This is a genomic window from Petrotoga sp. 8T1HF07.NaAc.6.1 (assembly GCF_016772115.1).
GTDB lineage: Bacteria > Thermotogota > Thermotogae > Petrotogales > Petrotogaceae > Petrotoga > Petrotoga mobilis.
The window spans coordinates 1-16079 of record NZ_AUPG01000022.1; the positions used below are offsets into that span (position 1 = coordinate 1).

Genomic DNA, 16079 nt, shown 5'->3' on the forward strand with positions numbered 1-16079 from the left:
CATTTGCGAAGCAAATGACGTATGATTTTGGGAATTTTAAGGGGAGAAAACCCCCTTAACGCCCACGGAGGTTAAGATGATTAAACTCACAAAATTAAACAATGAAGAATTTTATATTAACCCTTATCAAATTGAAAAGATAGAGTGCCACCCTGATACGACGATAACGATGATGAACGGGCATGTTTACGTCGTTAAAGAAAGTATTGAAGAAGTTAAGAAAAAAGTGGTAGAATTAAATAAAGAGATTTTTGGCAAATAAGGTACGTATTATTTTTGAGCAAACTTTTTATAATTGGAATAGTGCAAAACAAGAGGTGGGATAGTTGTGGATATATCAACAATAATTGGGTTAGCTTTAGCGATAGCTGCAATAGTTGTGGGTGCAGGAAGTGAATTTACAACTTTAATAGATATACCTTCTTTCTTTATAACCGTTGTAGGTTCTATTGGTGCAACTTTCATTGCCCATCCAAGTTCAAGGTCTTTCAAAATATTTAACATGATCCTTGAAGCAATAAAAAATCCTAAAATAGACAACCTTGAGACTTTGAGGACCTTGTACTCGTTCTCTGAAAAAGCAAGACGAGATGGAATGATATCTTTAGAAGAAGATATACCGAGTGTTAAAAGTGATTTTTTACGAGATGGATTGAGAGCTGCCGTCGATGGAACGGATCCTGAAGAGATTAAAAAGATATTGGAAGTGAAGATGGATATGTATCAAGAAACAGAGGAAGATAAGATCTCAGTTTTAGATACTTGGGGAGCCATGGCTCCAGCCTGGGGGATGGTAGGAACTTTGATAGGATTAGTTTTGTTGTTGGATACTCTTAGCGATCCAACAACTATTGGTCCGAGGATGTCCCTTGCTCTGATTACAACCTTATACGGTGCTCTTATTGCATACATATTTGCTCTTCCCCCTGCTGAAAAACTAAAAAAAAGGTGGATAAAAATATTAACCAGATGCGAATGATGTTGGAAGGTATATTATCGATAGTACAAGGTGAAAATCCACATTTGATGGAAGAAAAATTAAAGGCATTTCTCAGTGAAGAAGAAAGACGAGCCTATGAAGCCGAAAAAGGTGAAGCTGTTTTGTAATCGTGAGGTGATATTTTATGCCTAGAAAAAAAAGAGAAAAAACTGGTGATGCTAAATGGATGCAAACTTTCAGCGATATGACTACCTTGTTGCTGACTATGTTTATTGCATTGTTTTCTATGGCTACTATATCACCGGGAAAATTTCAACAGGCGGTTGTTAGTTTACAAAATGTGTTCGAAGGACAACCAATTGGGGTACTAGTTGGAGGCAGAAGCATTTCCGAAGAACCGTTGATTACTTCTAATCCTGGAATTAGGCAAGAACTATTAAAAATTATTGAAGACGAAAAGTATAAAGGGAAAATCACTATTGAGGAAACTGATAAAGGGACGATAATATCTATGAGGGATATTGCCTTTTTCAGACCAGGGAGCGCTGAATTAACCGCCGAAGCTAAAGACCTGCTTTATAGGATAGGTACAATAATATTAGAGCACACATCTAACGCTATTGAAATTTATGGTTTTACGGATGATCAACCAGTTTTACCCTCAAGTGTATATCCTTCTAATTGGCATTTGAGTGCAGCTAGAGCAGCAAGTGTTGTTAATTTTTTTACCACAGAATTAAAAAATAGAAGGTTTGTAGAAAAGATGGCTGAGATCAATTCTGGGCAATTTGATATAGATTATTTTTACAATTCAGACAGATTCTTTCCCATTGGTGAAGGAGATAGCGAAATTGCTAAGGAAATTTCCCTATTAAGGTCGGAGATTGATTCTCGAAAATCCATCGCCTTTGATCATTTTACTGAAGGAGAATTAAACTCCGCACAGTTACAGCAAATTGAAAGGGAACTAGAAAATGAATATAATACAAGATTGAATGAATTAAGGCAAAAATACAGAAGGATAGATATTCTTATACTAAGGCAAAGAGTAAGATAAGTGCAAGACCGTGGAGGCGAAAGATTTTGGAAAATGAAAATATAACTTCAGAAGAGGGAAAAACCAGAAAGTCAAAGCCATCTTTTTTAATGACTTTAATAATAGTCATAGTTGTTGCTTTAATAATATCAGGAATTACGTCTTTTTTTATAGTGAGAATCTTGACATCCAATGTTTCTTCAAGTTCTGATCAATCTTCGCAAGTATCCGCTACTGCACCTGCTAAAGTATTATTGATCATGGAAGGTTCCAGATATACTATGATGTTAAAAGGAGGATACGACATTGCTGTAATAGATTCTTTACAGCTAGATGTTGGAAGCAGCCAGGCAAGAGATTTAATAACTTCCAACAAATTGGAAGTTTTAGAGGCTATAAGAATGATATTTATGAATAAAACAAGAGGTGAGCTTTCAACTCCACAAGGCATAGAATTAACTAAGAAACAAATAAAAGATTCTTTAAATGAAATGCTGGGATTTACTGGTGAAAGGGAAAGCTTGGGTGTTGTAAAAGTGACAATGATTATAATGACTATAACAACGAGTCAATAATGAAAAAGAGGTGTTTTTATGCCTGAAGATGAGACCCTTACGCAGGAAGAAATAGATAGTATTTTAAAATCAATGAGTTCTGGAGAGAGCCCCGAAGAAGTTCTTGAAGAGTATCAGGAAGAAGAAAGAAGAATAAAAGATTACGATTTTAGAAGACCCATGAAGTTTTCACGGGAGCAACTAAGAACTCTCCAGTTAATCCATGAAAGCTTTGCAAGAGAGCTATCTACTTATCTTTCAGGCAGAAGCAGAACATTCGTCGATGTTAAATATGCTAGTATCGATCAAATCACCTTTTCAGAATTCCAAAAATCATTGAACTCCCCAACATTTATCGTTATCTTTTCGTCCGAAGCTTTTTCAGGAAGCGCTATTCTACAAATGGGCTTAGATTTAGGATACGTCATAATAGATAGACTTTTAGGAGGGCCAGGAAACACTCTTGAAGAGATTAGACCTCCCACCGAGATAGAAATGAACATTTTGAGAAAAGAATCTGCAGTTATGTTGAGAATGCTATCAAAATCATGGTCGAATATTGAAGAATTTGACGCCAACTTGGAGAATTTAGAAACCAATCCCCAATTTGTTCAAGTTGCCCCTCCAAATGAGATGACAATTCTTATAACACTTTCTGTTACTATAAAAAACGTACAAGGTTTTGTCAATCTTTGTTTTCCATCTTCTTCGTTGGAACCTTTGAACGATAAATTGACAACAAGAATGTGGACAACCTCTTACAGACATACTGAAGAATTTAAAGAAAATCTAAGACAATCGCTGTTGCTTTCAAAATTAAATTTGTCTGCTATACTTGGCAAAACAGAGATATATTTAAATGATTTTTTGAATCTTGAAGTCGGGGATGTAATCCGCTTAGATTCTTTTTACGATGAGCCAATAGATCTAGAAATTGAAGAAAGACCAATATTCAAAGTAAATGTGGGTAAGAGTAAAGGTTTTTACAGTGTAAAGATCGTTGAGAAAAACAAAGAACTTTTAGAAAGACTTCTTGTTGAAGAGAGTATGAAAAAAAAGACAAAAAAGCTTGATTCTTCTGAAAAAGATGAAGATACAGAAAAAACAGGAGATGAATAAAATGCCTGAAAACGAAGACCGTATTCTAAATCAAAGTGAATTGGATTCATTATTAGGAGGGTTAAATAACACCGATGATCCAAAGGAAAGCGAAGAACCCTCAACTGTAGATGAAAAACTAGACGCACTTTTGGATATGATTGGTGAAATTGCAAATATCACTATGGGTTCAGGAGCAACAACCCTTTCAACTTTACTAAGAAGAAAGATAGAAATCCAATATCCTCAAACAGATATTATTAAATTTAAAAATATCATTACCAATTTTGAAGGAGAAAATGTTGTTGTTACAGTAGAGTACAAAAAAAGGTTTGTATGGTTTGAACACCTTGGTATTACCTTTGAATTTAACTAATATAATAGCAGATTTAATGCTGGGAAAAGACTTAGAGAATATCGAAGAGAGGGAATTAGATGATATTAGTTTAAGCGCAGTTTCTGAAGCAATGAATCAAATGATGGGTACAGCTTCAACCGCCTTATCAGATTTTCTAAAAACCAATATTGATATCTCCCCGCCTAGCAGTCGAGTTGTGAATTTTTCAGAAGCCAATATCGAGTTTCCTCCCATAGAAACAGACAAAGAAGCTTATGTTATCTCTATAAAGTTCAACGTGAAGATCAACGGAATAGCCGAAACAACGTTCTGGCAATTTATACCCATGAAATTTGCTCAAAAGATTAGAGAACTTGTGGAAAAAACTTTTGGTAAAACTACAGAAGACGAAGAAAGCTCAAAAAATTCAAATACACAGAAAAGAAGCAATTCCAACGTGATCAAAGAAAAAAAGGTCAAAGTTCAACCTGTAGAATTTGGTGAATTTGAAAAAAAGGAGGAGCCTATTTCCCCAAATATAGATCTATCAAAGTTGGAACTTTTGCTTGACGTCCCATTAGAACTAAAAGTCGAGTTAGGATCAACCAAATTAAATCTTAGAGAGATTTTAGAATTACACGAAGGGTCTATGATACAGTTAAACAAATTGGCAGGTGAGCCTTTGGATATATATGCCAATGGAAGATTAATTGCTAGAGGCGAAGTTGTTGTTATCGATGAGAATTTTGGAATTAGGGTTACAGAGATCGTCTCATTGAGAGAAAGGATGAAAACTCTGAAATGATAATTAAGAAATATTTCCTTTTATCCTTCCTTGCTTTTTCCACATTCATTTTTGCTCAACCAAGCTTAGAAAGCCTTTTAGAGAGTTATTTGGGTTACAAAAAATTAAGATTTGATATTAATATTCAGTTTCAAATAACTGAGAATAAAGAAATTTCAGCTGAAGTAAGTTATATTGATAACAGATATTTAATTTTTACTTTTAAAAAACCATCTTTATTTGAAGATATTTATTATTGTTACGATTTTTTCGAGTCAGTTTTTTACACAAATGTTCATGAGGAAGTAGATGAATACGGTCAAATATCCATACTTACGGCCACTATTCCTGATTTGCTTTCATCTTTTTTACCTTTTTTTGATCCGGAAAATTTTGATGTCGTTGCCACAGAAGTAGGTGAATATGAAATCCAGCAATATATTCCGAAAACCCGAAACTTCTTAAGATTGCTTAATATAGATTTTACTAAATTCAATATTTACTATTTTAAACCTTATGAAAATATAAAGGTTTTGGAAAAGTTAGAAATTTTGAATTCTCAAGAGAATAAAAAGGTCATTATAGAAATTAAAGAAATCGCACCTCTACCTAATGAAGAAGCAGATATCGAATTGAAAAAAGTTTTGTTGTCTTCATAGTTTTGTTATAAATGAGCTAAATCTGGCAGGGAGTAATCTGCGTACCTTTTCTCCAAATTCTCTCCGTTTTTCTTCCTTTTTAAATAGGTCAATTGTTCTTTTAGGACCTTTTTGCTTTCTGGCTTCCCATGTCCTGGAAAAACCGTTTCTATATCTAAGGAAGATAAGTTATTTAATCTAGATATCCACTCATCAACATTCGAATTGAGTATTTCTGCATGTACCTTAGAAAATACGAGATCACCACTTATTAAATATCCTTGCGGTTTAAGGATATATATTGTTGAATCTAAAGTATGTCCACCAATATTTTCTGCTGATAAAATTTGGTCTCTTAGGAGAAGAAAAATAGAATTTTCGAAAATGACGATATCTTTTTCCCTTAAAGCCTCTTTGAAATTGTTAAAATTAAAGTCAGCTATCTTTGAACTTTCTTTTAGAAAAGTGACATCCAAAGCATTAAGAAAATCCAACGTTTTTTTGTTCATATACAGATCAAATTTGCGTTTGCTAAAAACAGCTCCAAAGGTGTGGTCAGGGTGAAAATGAGTGAAAAAAACCTTTTTTAATTTTTTTGAAGTACGCTCTTCAACTATTTTGACCATATCTTCAAATTTTCTTGGATAAAGAGAGCTATCAAAGGCTGTCAATCCATCATCATACTCTAAAAATGTAACAGAGCTTGCGCCATTCTCGAACCAAAAATTGTAAACGTTATCGTAACTTTCAAACATACAAATCACCTCTAAAAATATATAGTCAGCGCCTCTTATTATTTTTAAGTTCTAATATATTTTTTCGATAAAAACAATTGATATTCCTCGAACCAAGTGATATAATTTTGTTAGGAATACTAATCAATTTGGGACGGTGAATCTTTTGATCAAAGAGTTTCTAAAAAAATATTGGTGGAGATATCTCATCGGGATTCTCTTTCTTGTAACCGTTGACATTATTCAACTATTTATTCCAAGAGAAATTGGAAGCATAGTCGATATACTAAACACACAATCTCCGAACCTTAATCAAGTTAAAACGCTAATCTTCGGAATAATCATGTTAGCTTTAGGATTAGGAATTGGTAGAGTTTTTTGGAGAATTTCAATTATTGGAGCCGCTAGGCTTTTTGAATATCAAACATGGAAAAATATGTTCGACCATATCATCGGTTTAGACCAAGATTTTTTCGACAAATGGAGAACTGGAGATTTGATGACTAGGTTCACTTCTGATGTTTCTACGTTGATGCGTATGCTAGGAATTCTGGTTATAATGCTCGTTGATACAATAGTATTGACGACCTTGACCGTTTTTGCAATGGGTACTTTTGTGAATTGGAGATTGACCTTTATATCGGTACTGCCTCTTCCTTTAATAGCAATTATATCACTCTTTTTTGGAAGATTCATTCACAGAAGATTCAGAGAATTACAAGAAAAAACTTCTGAGTTATCTAATATAACCGAAGAAAACGTCTCTGGTGTGGATGTTGTAAAGTTGTATTCTAACTATGATACCATGCAAGAGATATTTGACAACAAGTCTCAAGAGTTCTATAATTCTTACATTCGCTTGGTAAAAGTTTGGGGATTGATGTTTCCCTTAGCCATGTTAGTAGGACAATTAGCAACTATTTTTGTTTTCAATTTTGGTGGACCCATGGTAATAAACAATCAGATAACCCTTGGAGACTTCATAATGACAAATCAATATATCGGAATGTTGATATGGCCAATGATGGCGGTTGGAAACCTAATCAACCTAATACAAAGAGGAAGAGCTTCTTTAAAAAGGGTTAATGAAGTTTTAGAACAAAAAAATTCCATTCAAGAACCTCCAAGAGAAGATTTTGAATTTCAGGGACACTATCAAATCAACCATCTAACTTTCAAATATCCAGGTTCACAAAGAGAAGTTTTGAAGGATATAAACATGAATATAAACCCTGGAGAAATGGTAGCCTTTGTTGGAAGAATAGGTTCAGGAAAATCTACATTAGCAAAGCTCCTTGTAAAACTATACCCAGTTGAAAGAGGACAGATATTTTTAGACGGAAAAGATATTAACGATGTGAATGGTGAATTTATAAGAGACTATGTTTCTTATGTACCACAAGATAGTTTCTTATTTTCAATGACGATAAGAGAAAATATAGCTTTTGCTAATGAAAAAATGGAAGACAAAGTGGAAGAATTTGCAAAACTTTCTCATGTACACGATGACATAATGAGCTTCGAAAATAAATATGACACAATAGTTGGAGAAAGAGGAGCCACACTTTCTGGTGGCCAAAGGCAGAGGGTTACCATTGCAAGAGCTCTAGCCAAAAGATCAAAATGGATAATACTAGACGATTGTCTTTCCGCTGTAGATACCGAGACGGAAGAAGAAATAATCAAAACACTTAGACAACAAGCGGAAGGCAAAACAATTCTTGTTATATCCCACAGGCTCAAAGCGGTTAAAAATGCCGACCAAATTTATGTGTTCGACAATGGACAAATCGTTGAAAGCGGTAATCACAATCAGTTAATCTCACAAGAAGGTATTTACTATTCTATGTACATGAAACAATTAATAGAAAAAAATTTGGAGGAGTAGAGTAATGGCTTCTGTTCATGAGGAAATATTTTTAGAAGAAAAAGAAAAAAGCGAAGGCGATCTCAAAACTTTCCTGAGACTGTGGGTGTATATAAAAAAATACAAGTTACTACTTTTTTTGACCTTTTTAACTTTGGCTATAGCAACGATAATAGAGTTAGCGTTGCCAGTTTTCATACGATATGGGATTGATAACGTAATTAATGTGAATTATTCGTTTGATCTAGTCCCTGAAAACGAAACACAATTTGTTGAACAGGAGAATGGAGCTTATAATCTAGAAAAAAGAGACAACAACTATTATATGGTTAACAATCAAACAGGCGAAAGAATACAAGTCTCAGGCGAGCAATATTCCCAATACTTTGACATAGCTATTCGAAAAATACAGATTTTTAGCCTTATTTTTATATCAGTGCTTGTGGGACAATTTCTTTTAAATTACGGTCAAGTTTTCTTTGCCAACGTAGTTGGCCAAAAAGTTATTTTTCACCTGAGGAAAGACTTATTCAGCCATATATTAAAACTCAAATATACATATTTTGAAAAAAATCCTCCAGGCAAAGTTACCACACGTGTGGTTAATGATACCCAAAATTTATCGGATTTCTTCAGTGATGTTGTAACAAGTTTGCTTAAAGATATAGCTATAATAATTGGGGTGATCATTTTAATGATGGTCCTAGACTTTGAACTTAGTTTGTATACAATGTCTATGTTCCCAGTTATTGTAGTTTCAGTTGTGTTATTCAGACATTTTGATAGAAAAGCCTACGACAAAGTCAGAACTAGAATATCTGCCTTAAATTCCTACTTAGCCGAAAATTTAGCTGGAAGTAATGTTACAAGATTATTCAATCAAGAAGAAAGAAAGAAAAAGGAATTCGATTACATGAGTACAAAGGTATATCGTGCTAATTTGCAACAAATGTATGTATTTGCGATCTTTAGACCTTTGATGAGTCTATTACAGTATTTTACGATTAGTATTTTGCTTTGGTTTGGTTCCTTGCAGTTAACAGATGGGCAAACAACCTTTGGAACCATCTATGCTTTCACTTCTTACATAGATATGTTTTTTAGACCCTTGTTTGACCTAGCAGAAAAGTATGACATAATGCAAAACGCATTTGCATCGGCTGGAAAAATTTTTAAGATATTTGATCAAGAACAGGAAAATTTTGGGAGGAAAAAATATACTACTATTCAAGAAGGAAAAGTTGAATTTCAAAACGTTAAATTCTCCTACGATGGAAATAAAGAAGTTTTAAAAGGTGTAAGTTTCAAAATAAATCCCAACGAAAGAGTAGCCATAGTTGGGGAAACAGGTTCAGGAAAAACTACGATAATTAAATTGATAAGTGGACTTTACAAATATCAAAGTGGTAAAATACTATTAGACGATAAAGAATTATACGACTACGATCTCAACGAATTACGCAAAAAAATCGCTGTTGTACCTCAAGACGTATTCCTGTTCTCGGGAACTATTTTAGACAACATGAGATTATTTAACCAAGACATTCCGGATGAAGAAGTAAAAAAGGTTGCAAAATCCGTATATGCCGATGAAATTATCTCGCGGTTGCCCCAAAATTACTACACAGTCATTACAGAAAGAGGCGGAACTTTATCATCTGGTGAAAGACAATTGGTAGCCTTAACAAGGGCGGTACTTTTTAATTCAAAGATTATAATTTTAGACGAAGCTACAGCAAATGTTGATGTAGAAACTGAATTTTTAATACAACAAGCTTTGAATAAAATATCTGAACGTTCAACTATAATTTCCATTGCCCACAGACTTTCGACTGTGAAAAGCTCCAACAGGATAATAGTTGTGCATAAAGGGCTAGTTGTTGAAGAAGGAAGGCACGAAGAACTTATCAACAACCACGGAATTTATTACGATCTTTACAGACTTCAGTTCGAAAATAGCTAATAATTACCAGACTATGAAGGGGGTCTATATCTTGAATTTCTTCGATAATATACCACCAAGCACATCTGTCTCACCAATATCAAAGGAGCTTTATTTAAAAAATGATTCAAATATTGCGGTATTGATTCTACATGGTTACACGGGTTCTCCTCATGATATGTACTACATAGGTAGACAGATTCACAAATCTGGTTTTTCTATATACATACCTCGACTCCCCGGGCACGGAACCAATTCCAACGATTTTTTAAACTCTAATTGGAGAGATTGGCTCAGAAAATCGGTAGACTCTTATATTAATTTAAAAACCTACCATGAAAAAGTCTACATTTTAGGCCTTTCTATGGGTGGTGTAATAGCAACTCTCTTAGCAAGTAAATTTCATCCAGAAAAAATTGTCTTAGCTGCTCCTGCACTAAAAGCAAAAGATTGGAGAATAAATTTAACTCCATTCTTTGGCCTTATCGTTAAGAAAATAAAAAGAAAAAATCCTCAGACATTCGATGACGAAAAGCTTGCTTATCTAGCTAGCCAATACTGGAATTATGACTGGCCTTCAAAGGCAGCTGATCTTTACAAACTGCAAAAAATGGCTCTTAAAAACCTTTCAAAAGTCACATCTAACACTTATGTGATACTTTCAAAAAAAGACGAAGCCGTTCCTTTTTCGGTAAAGGAAATTATAGAAAATAATATTAAAGGAAAAACCGAATTTCTGATATTAGAAGAAAGCGGGCACGTAGTTGTAAACGATATCGAAAAAGAAAAAGTGGCAGAACAGACTATAAATTGGCTTAAAAAAGAATAGTCAACGTAAAAATAATTTAATTATTTCTACTTTGAAATTCTTTCTTTTGATAAAACCTCTTGCAAGTAGTACCCGGTGTAAGTACCACTCTCAGCTACTTCTTCTGGGGTGCCTGTAGCCACAATATAACCCCCATTTTCTCCGCCTTCTGGTCCTAAGTCTATAATGTAATCTGCGTTTTTTACAATGTCCATCTCGTGTTCTATTACTATAACGGTATTACCCTTTTCAACGAGAATATTGAGAACTTTTATTAATTTCTTTATATCTTCAAAATGAAGACCCGTAGTAGGTTCATCGAGTATATAAACGGTATTCCCCGTTGCTTTTTTCCTTAGCTCGGAAGTTAATTTGATCCTTTGAGCTTCTCCACCAGAAAGGGTGGTCGCAGATTGACCCAATCTTATGTATCCCAAACCCACATCTTGCAGCAATTCTAAAACATTTTTTATTAGAGGTAAGTTCTTGAAAAAGTCCAAAGCCTCATCCACAGTCATATCTAAAACATCAGAAATATTTTTACCTTTATAAGTGACCTTTAACGTTTCTTTGTTGTATCTCTTACCTTTACATACGTCACAGGTTACATACACATCAGGTAGAAATTGCATCTCAATCTTCAAAACTCCATGGCCTTTACAGGCTTCACACCTTCCGCCCTTAACGTTGAAGGAAAATCTTCCCTTGTCGTATCCTCTAATCTTAGCCTCAGGTGTTGCAGCGAACAGTTCACGAATATAATCAAATACTCCTGTATATGTAGCTGGGTTACTTCTTGGAGTTCTACCAATAGGACTTTGATCGATAGAGATCACGCTATCTATATATTCTAAACCTTCGATCTTTTCATACTCTCCGGGTCTCACCCTGGAATTATAAAGCTCCTTTTGCAAAGCCGGATACAACGTATCCATAATCAACGAAGATTTACCTGAGCCTGAAACTCCTGTTATAACCACAAATTTCCCCAAGGGAATCTCAACCGTGACATTTTTCAAATTGTTGTGTTTGGCACCGATTATCTTTAAACTAGCGTTCTTTTCTACTCGTTTTTTATCAATTATTTCTATTCTTGTTTCTCCCCTTAAATACTTCCCTGTAAGGGACCCATTAGAATTCTCTAACAACTTACTAGTAGGACCTTGAAAGATGACTTTTCCCCCATTGACACCTGCGCCGAGCCCAAGATCTATAATATAATCTGAGGCTCTAATAACGTTCTCGTCATGTTCGACAACTATTACCGTATTATCGAGGTCTCTCAACTTTTTCAAAGTATTTATAAGCCTGTCGTTATCTCTTTGGTGAAGACCTATAGTTGGCTCATCCAAAACATATGTCACTCCTGTTAACCCCGATCCAATCTGTGTAGCCAATCTAACCCTCTGGGACTCTCCACCAGAAAGAGTTGTCGCATTTCTTCCAAGTGTCAAATAATCAAGTCCTACATCGATCAAAAAAGTTAACCTTCTATTTATTTCTCTAAGAAGTTCGTGGGCAATTTCCATTTCAAAATCACTCAGTTTTAAAGCATCAAAGAAAAGTTTTAGTTCACTAATTGGCATTTCTGTCAAATCATATATATTGTATCCATCTATCCTAACGCTTAACGCTTCTTCCCTCAACCTTTTGCCATTACAGGCTTGACATGTCTTTTGAATCATGAAATTTCTTTCGATCCATTCCTTTATTTCCCGGGAATCCGTTTGCTTGTACCTTCTTTCGTACCAATTCACCATTCCTTCAAACCCTCTAGTAAACTCATAACTGTCTCCGTTCTTTTTTGAAAAGGAAAAATCTATTTCTTTGTCAGTCCCATACAGCAAGGTATTTAAAACTTTCGAAGGCATACTTTTTAAAGGTTTTGATGGATCCTCACCCAAACTTCGAACAACATCTTTCATCATGCTCACCATGAAAGTGTCTTTCCCCATATTCAAAGCAGCGCCATCTTCCAAAGACTTGTTTATATCAAATATATATTCAGGCTCAACCTCCAACTTAAAACCTAATCCATGGCATTCCGAACATGCCCCATAAGGACTATTAAATGAAAACAATTTGGGATTAATTTCTGGAAAGCTGTAACCACATTTAGGGCAAGCTAAATTCTCAGAATAAGTTTGAGAAGAAATAACGTTCTCATCATTATCCATTTCCCTAATTTCTACAAAGCCATCTCCTTCTTTAAGGCACAATTCAACGGCTTCGAAGATTCTCTCAAAATTATCTTTTCTCAACTTAACTCTGTCAACAAGTAGGTTTATATTATGCCTGTAGGTCTTTTCAAGTGAGTCTATCTCATCTAAATCGTATATCACTCCATCGATTTCCACCCTTTTAAAACCTGACAGCTTCATACTATGTAGTTCCTTTTTAAACTCACCTTTCTTTTCCTTGGCAATTGGAGCAAAGATATACAATCTTGCATCCTCATTAAAATTCTTAAAAATATTATCCACAATTTCATCTACAGTAGAACTTTGCAGTGGGATATTGCACTTTGGGCAGTAAGCCTTACCAACCCTTGCAAACAACACCCTAATATAATCATAAATCTCTGTGATGGTACCTACCGTTGACCTTGGATTATGACTTACAGATTTTTGTTCAATAGCAATTGAAGGTGAGAGCCCCTCGATAAATTCTACATCGGGTTTTTTCAAATTTCCTAAAAACTGTCTTGCATAGGAAGAAACAGACTCTAAATACCTTCTTTGACCTTCCGCATATATAGTATCAAGTGCTAAAGTTGATTTTCCTGAACCAGATAAGCCGGTAATGACTGAAAGGGTATTCTTAGGTATCTCAACATCTATATTTTTTAAATTATGCTCTCGAGCACCTTTTATTCTAATCCATTTGTTATCCATACACATCCTGCCACTGAAAACATAGACAAACATGCCTATATCCAGAAGTTTCCTGCTTCAACGTGTCCCGCCTCGATATATATCTACTACGGTTTGTTTGACACTCCACAGGCGTGAATTCCCGACTGGCCATCGGTACACATATGCAAAGCAATTTCAACAAGCTATCGCATATTCTTTGGCATTCTTCAGATTAATTGCTGCGTTCAAATCTCTATCTATTTTCGATCCACATTCTTCGCAAATGTAAACTCTGTCTGATAATCTTAGGTCTTTCTTGATATTACCACAATGAGAACATATTTTACTTGATGGATAAAATCTTGAAACTATCCTCAATTGAATTCCTAAATGTTTACATTTGTTTTCGAGTCTAATCTTGAAATAGTGGAAATTCTGTTTTGCAATTGCTTTTGATAAATGCCTATTCTTCATCATTCCTTTAACATTCAAATCTTCGATAGTGAAATATTCTGGTTTGGTTTTCACCAGTTCACAAACTACTTTATTCACATAGTCATGACGTTTGTTTTTAAGTTTTTGATGAAGTTTCTGGACCTTTAATACTTGTTTGTCTATATTTTTTGCAGAATTTGTGGCAGTACCTCCTTTCTTTTTATTTTCGTATTTTTTTGATAACCGTCTCTGCTCACGCTTAAGTTTTTTTTCGAGTTTTTTAATTTCTTTGCTTTTATTTATATTTTTCTTCTTAATACCGTTACTAGCTACTACAAATTCTCTTATACCTACATCGATACCAATCCCTTCGGAGAATGATATATTGTCTTGCTTTATTCCTTTTTCAACTGCCGTGAGGCTGTCTTCTTCTACAAGAACGCTAACATAATATCTACCTGCTTCAAAAGAAACTGAACCACTTCCAACTTTAGCATTTGTAGGGATGTAGCCTTTTTCTTTTAGTCGAACAAATCCCAATGTTGGTATTTTTACTCTATGTCTTTCAATCGTCCAATCAGTTTTATTATTTCTAGGAAAGTAGGCTTTAACGTCATTATTCTTTTTCTTTTTGAATCTAGGAAATTTTGATTTACCTTTAAAAAACTTTTTAAAAGCTCTTTCACCATTCATAATTGATTGTTTAACAGCTTTACTCGATACATCTTTTATCCAATTGAATTCTTGACTGTTCGGTATAAACTCGTTATTTAACCATACTGAAAACTCCATACCCGAAACAAATCGCCTTTCTTTTTCATAAATCTCCTTGTTATGTGCAATGTAGAAATTGTATATAAACCTACAAACACCTAGTGTTTTTTTAATTTGTTGTTCTTGTTCAAGCGTCGGATTTATCTCTGTTTTGTAGCTCTTTAGCAATCTCATCATCGCCCTTTATTTGCTTTTTATACTTTCTAAGTCCGTCGATTTTACACGAAAAAACATGAATAGGGTTGATAGTTTCTCATTGTTTACTACAATAATTTCTACACCATTAGATTTTAAAAATCTTTCAAACCAATCGTAACCACTACAAATAAATCTGTCTTTGTGTGCAATTAATATTGTTTTTACTAAACCTAACCTACAATTTCCTATTAATTTATTCCACTTTTTACGATTGTAATTTAATCCAGAGCCAATATCTTCAAATATTTCATCAACAATAATTCCTTTTGCGTTAGTATATTGTGTTAAAAATTCCACTTGATTTTTTAAATCATCTTTCTGGTTATTTGCTAAAACTCTTGCGTAAATTATTGTTTTCCTATGTTTAGAATTACTTTCACCTATATAATCTACGTACTGCTTATGAGTATAATAGCGTCAATTGGTTGGACTTCGAAACGCCTTAAGTATCCCTTTTCTGTCCCACCTGTGCAATGTTTTGACCGATACACCGATCATTTCAGCAAATTCATGTAGTTTATATGCATTCATATGCTATCACCTCTTACAGGTATATTTCATCACATACAAACACATTTGTCAATATATTTTTTAACTATTTTCGCCCTTCTGGAAAGGCAAAAATTCACACCTTTTTTATACATTTATATTATACAATCAAAAAATTAACGCTAAAAGAATTTTATTTATCTTTTAACAAAGAAACCTCAAAACATCTTCATTGTTGGTTTTACCATCAAAAAACCATGGACCTAAAAACATATATGATATAATTACATTATGTGATTGGCAACTGGGTGGGGAGCGGGGCGAAGGGGCGCTAACAAAGACTAAACGCAGCTTACATAAAAAAACTAAAAACATTACCATAACAAGGAGTCCTCGAATGAAAATAGCGATGATATTTGGAACACGGCCAGAAGCAATAAAAATGGCACCATTATACAAAAAGCTGAAAGAAGAAAATATGGAGGTAAAAGTAATAGCAACCGCTCAGCACAGAGAAATGCTCGATCAAGTGTTGAATCTTTTCGAAATAAAACCAGACTACGACTTAAATATAATGACAAAAAATCAAA

The 16079-nt window shown here is 34.2% G+C and carries 16 protein-coding genes and 2 pseudogenes; 14 read left to right on the top strand and 4 right to left on the bottom strand.

Annotation, left to right across the window (positions count from 1 at the left end):
- Positions 1–76 precede the first annotated feature (76 nt).
- From NAAC61_RS09890 to NAAC61_RS09925, 9 genes are all read left to right on the top strand, one after another.
- A complete protein-coding gene (locus NAAC61_RS09890) occupies positions 77–262 on the top strand; it encodes a flagellar FlbD family protein (RefSeq protein WP_012207965.1) in 186 nt (61 codons plus the stop codon).
- Positions 263–328: 66 nt separating this feature from the next.
- Entirely contained in the window at positions 329–979 is a 651-nt protein-coding gene (locus NAAC61_RS11250) for a motility protein A (protein WP_337920103.1), read from the top strand.
- A complete protein-coding gene (locus NAAC61_RS11150) occupies positions 979–1107 on the top strand; it encodes a hypothetical protein (protein ID WP_273542601.1) in 129 nt (42 codons plus the stop codon). The genes NAAC61_RS11250 and NAAC61_RS11150 overlap by 1 nt, the downstream gene beginning before the upstream one ends.
- A 17-nt stretch (positions 1108–1124) precedes the next feature.
- On the top strand, positions 1125–1997 hold the full coding sequence (locus tag NAAC61_RS09900; RefSeq protein WP_202695932.1) for an OmpA/MotB family protein: 873 nt from the start codon (positions 1125–1127) through the stop codon (positions 1995–1997).
- Between the two features lie 26 nt (positions 1998–2023).
- Positions 2024–2551, top strand: coding sequence for a flagellar basal body-associated FliL family protein (locus tag NAAC61_RS09905; RefSeq protein WP_012207968.1), 528 nt, complete (start codon positions 2024–2026; stop codon positions 2549–2551).
- An 18-nt stretch (positions 2552–2569) separates the two neighbouring features.
- Positions 2570–3649, top strand: coding sequence for a flagellar motor switch protein FliM (gene fliM, locus NAAC61_RS09910; RefSeq protein ID WP_012207969.1), 1080 nt, complete (start codon positions 2570–2572; stop codon positions 3647–3649).
- A 1-nt stretch (position 3650) separates the two neighbouring features.
- On the top strand, positions 3651–4004 hold the full coding sequence (locus NAAC61_RS09915) for a chemotaxis protein CheC (RefSeq protein WP_202695933.1): 354 nt from the start codon (positions 3651–3653) through the stop codon (positions 4002–4004).
- A complete protein-coding gene (gene fliY, locus NAAC61_RS09920; RefSeq protein ID WP_202695934.1) occupies positions 3970–4770 on the top strand; it encodes a flagellar motor switch phosphatase FliY in 801 nt (266 codons plus the stop codon). The genes NAAC61_RS09915 and fliY overlap by 35 nt, the downstream gene beginning before the upstream one ends.
- A complete protein-coding gene (locus tag NAAC61_RS09925) occupies positions 4767–5408 on the top strand; it encodes a hypothetical protein (protein WP_121959318.1) in 642 nt (213 codons plus the stop codon). The genes fliY and NAAC61_RS09925 overlap by 4 nt, the downstream gene beginning before the upstream one ends.
- Before the next feature lie 5 nt (positions 5409–5413).
- Here NAAC61_RS09925 and NAAC61_RS09930 read toward each other — a convergent pair whose 3' ends face one another.
- Positions 5414–6142: an MBL fold metallo-hydrolase gene (locus tag NAAC61_RS09930; RefSeq protein ID WP_121959319.1), complete on the bottom strand. Its 729-nt coding sequence runs from the start codon at positions 6140–6142 to the stop codon at positions 5414–5416.
- Positions 6143–6278: 136 nt separating this feature from the next.
- Here NAAC61_RS09930 and NAAC61_RS09935 point away from each other — a divergent pair, with 136 nt between their 5' ends.
- The 4 genes and pseudogenes from NAAC61_RS09935 (at position 6279) to NAAC61_RS09945 (ending at position 10759) form a co-directional block, all read left to right on the top strand.
- A complete protein-coding gene (locus NAAC61_RS09935) occupies positions 6279–8009 on the top strand; it encodes an ABC transporter ATP-binding protein (RefSeq protein WP_233186687.1) in 1731 nt (576 codons plus the stop codon).
- Between the two features lie 172 nt (positions 8010–8181).
- Positions 8182–9039, top strand: a pseudogene (locus NAAC61_RS11400) (ABC transporter ATP-binding protein); the annotation flags it as partial.
- An 87-nt stretch (positions 9040–9126) separates the two neighbouring features.
- On the top strand, positions 9127–9951 hold the full coding sequence (locus NAAC61_RS11405) for an ABC transporter ATP-binding protein (protein WP_369973995.1): 825 nt from the start codon (positions 9127–9129) through the stop codon (positions 9949–9951).
- Positions 9952–9982: 31 nt separating this feature from the next.
- On the top strand, positions 9983–10759 hold the full coding sequence (locus NAAC61_RS09945) for an alpha/beta hydrolase (RefSeq protein WP_202695936.1): 777 nt from the start codon (positions 9983–9985) through the stop codon (positions 10757–10759).
- A 26-nt stretch (positions 10760–10785) separates the two neighbouring features.
- Here NAAC61_RS09945 and uvrA read toward each other — a convergent pair whose 3' ends face one another.
- From uvrA to NAAC61_RS09960, 3 genes and pseudogenes are all read right to left on the bottom strand, one after another.
- Positions 10786–13632, bottom strand: coding sequence for an excinuclease ABC subunit UvrA (gene uvrA / locus NAAC61_RS09950; RefSeq protein WP_202695937.1), 2847 nt, complete (start codon positions 13630–13632; stop codon positions 10786–10788).
- 156 nt (positions 13633–13788) lie between these two features.
- Positions 13789–14979: an RNA-guided endonuclease InsQ/TnpB family protein gene (locus tag NAAC61_RS09955; RefSeq protein ID WP_081429131.1), complete on the bottom strand. Its 1191-nt coding sequence runs from the start codon at positions 14977–14979 to the stop codon at positions 13789–13791.
- Positions 14930–15531 (bottom strand): annotated as a pseudogene (locus tag NAAC61_RS09960) (IS607 family transposase). Before NAAC61_RS09960 ends, NAAC61_RS09955 begins: the two are co-directional and overlap by 50 nt.
- A gap of 355 nt (positions 15532–15886) precedes the next feature.
- On the opposite strand from NAAC61_RS09960, the gene NAAC61_RS09965 reads away from it, so the two are divergent.
- Positions 15887–16079, top strand: a 193-nt coding sequence (locus NAAC61_RS09965; protein ID WP_337920106.1) for a UDP-N-acetylglucosamine 2-epimerase, incomplete at its 3' end; no start/stop codon positions are given.

Bases quoted from the DNA above. Each gene is read 5' to 3' on its own strand.
- NAAC61_RS09890 (WP_012207965.1), top strand. From the start codon at position 77: ATGATTAAACTCACAAAATTAAACAATGAAGAATTTTATATTAACCCT.
- NAAC61_RS11150 (WP_273542601.1), top strand. From the start codon at position 979: ATGTTGGAAGGTATATTATCGATAGTACAAGGTGAAAATCCACATTTG.
- NAAC61_RS09900 (WP_202695932.1), top strand. From the start codon at position 1,125: ATGCCTAGAAAAAAAAGAGAAAAAACTGGTGATGCTAAATGGATGCAA.
- fliM (WP_012207969.1), top strand. From the start codon at position 2,570: ATGCCTGAAGATGAGACCCTTACGCAGGAAGAAATAGATAGTATTTTA.
- NAAC61_RS09915 (WP_202695933.1), top strand. From the start codon at position 3,651: ATGCCTGAAAACGAAGACCGTATTCTAAATCAAAGTGAATTGGATTCA.
- NAAC61_RS09925 (WP_121959318.1), top strand. From the start codon at position 4,767: ATGATAATTAAGAAATATTTCCTTTTATCCTTCCTTGCTTTTTCCACA.
- NAAC61_RS09930 (WP_121959319.1), bottom strand. From the start codon at position 6,142: ATGTTTGAAAGTTACGATAACGTTTACAATTTTTGGTTCGAGAATGGC.
- NAAC61_RS11405 (WP_369973995.1), top strand. From the start codon at position 9,127: ATGCAAAACGCATTTGCATCGGCTGGAAAAATTTTTAAGATATTTGAT.
- uvrA (WP_202695937.1), bottom strand. From the start codon at position 13,632: ATGGATAACAAATGGATTAGAATAAAAGGTGCTCGAGAGCATAATTTA.
- NAAC61_RS09955 (WP_081429131.1), bottom strand. From the start codon at position 14,979: ATGATGAGATTGCTAAAGAGCTACAAAACAGAGATAAATCCGACGCTT.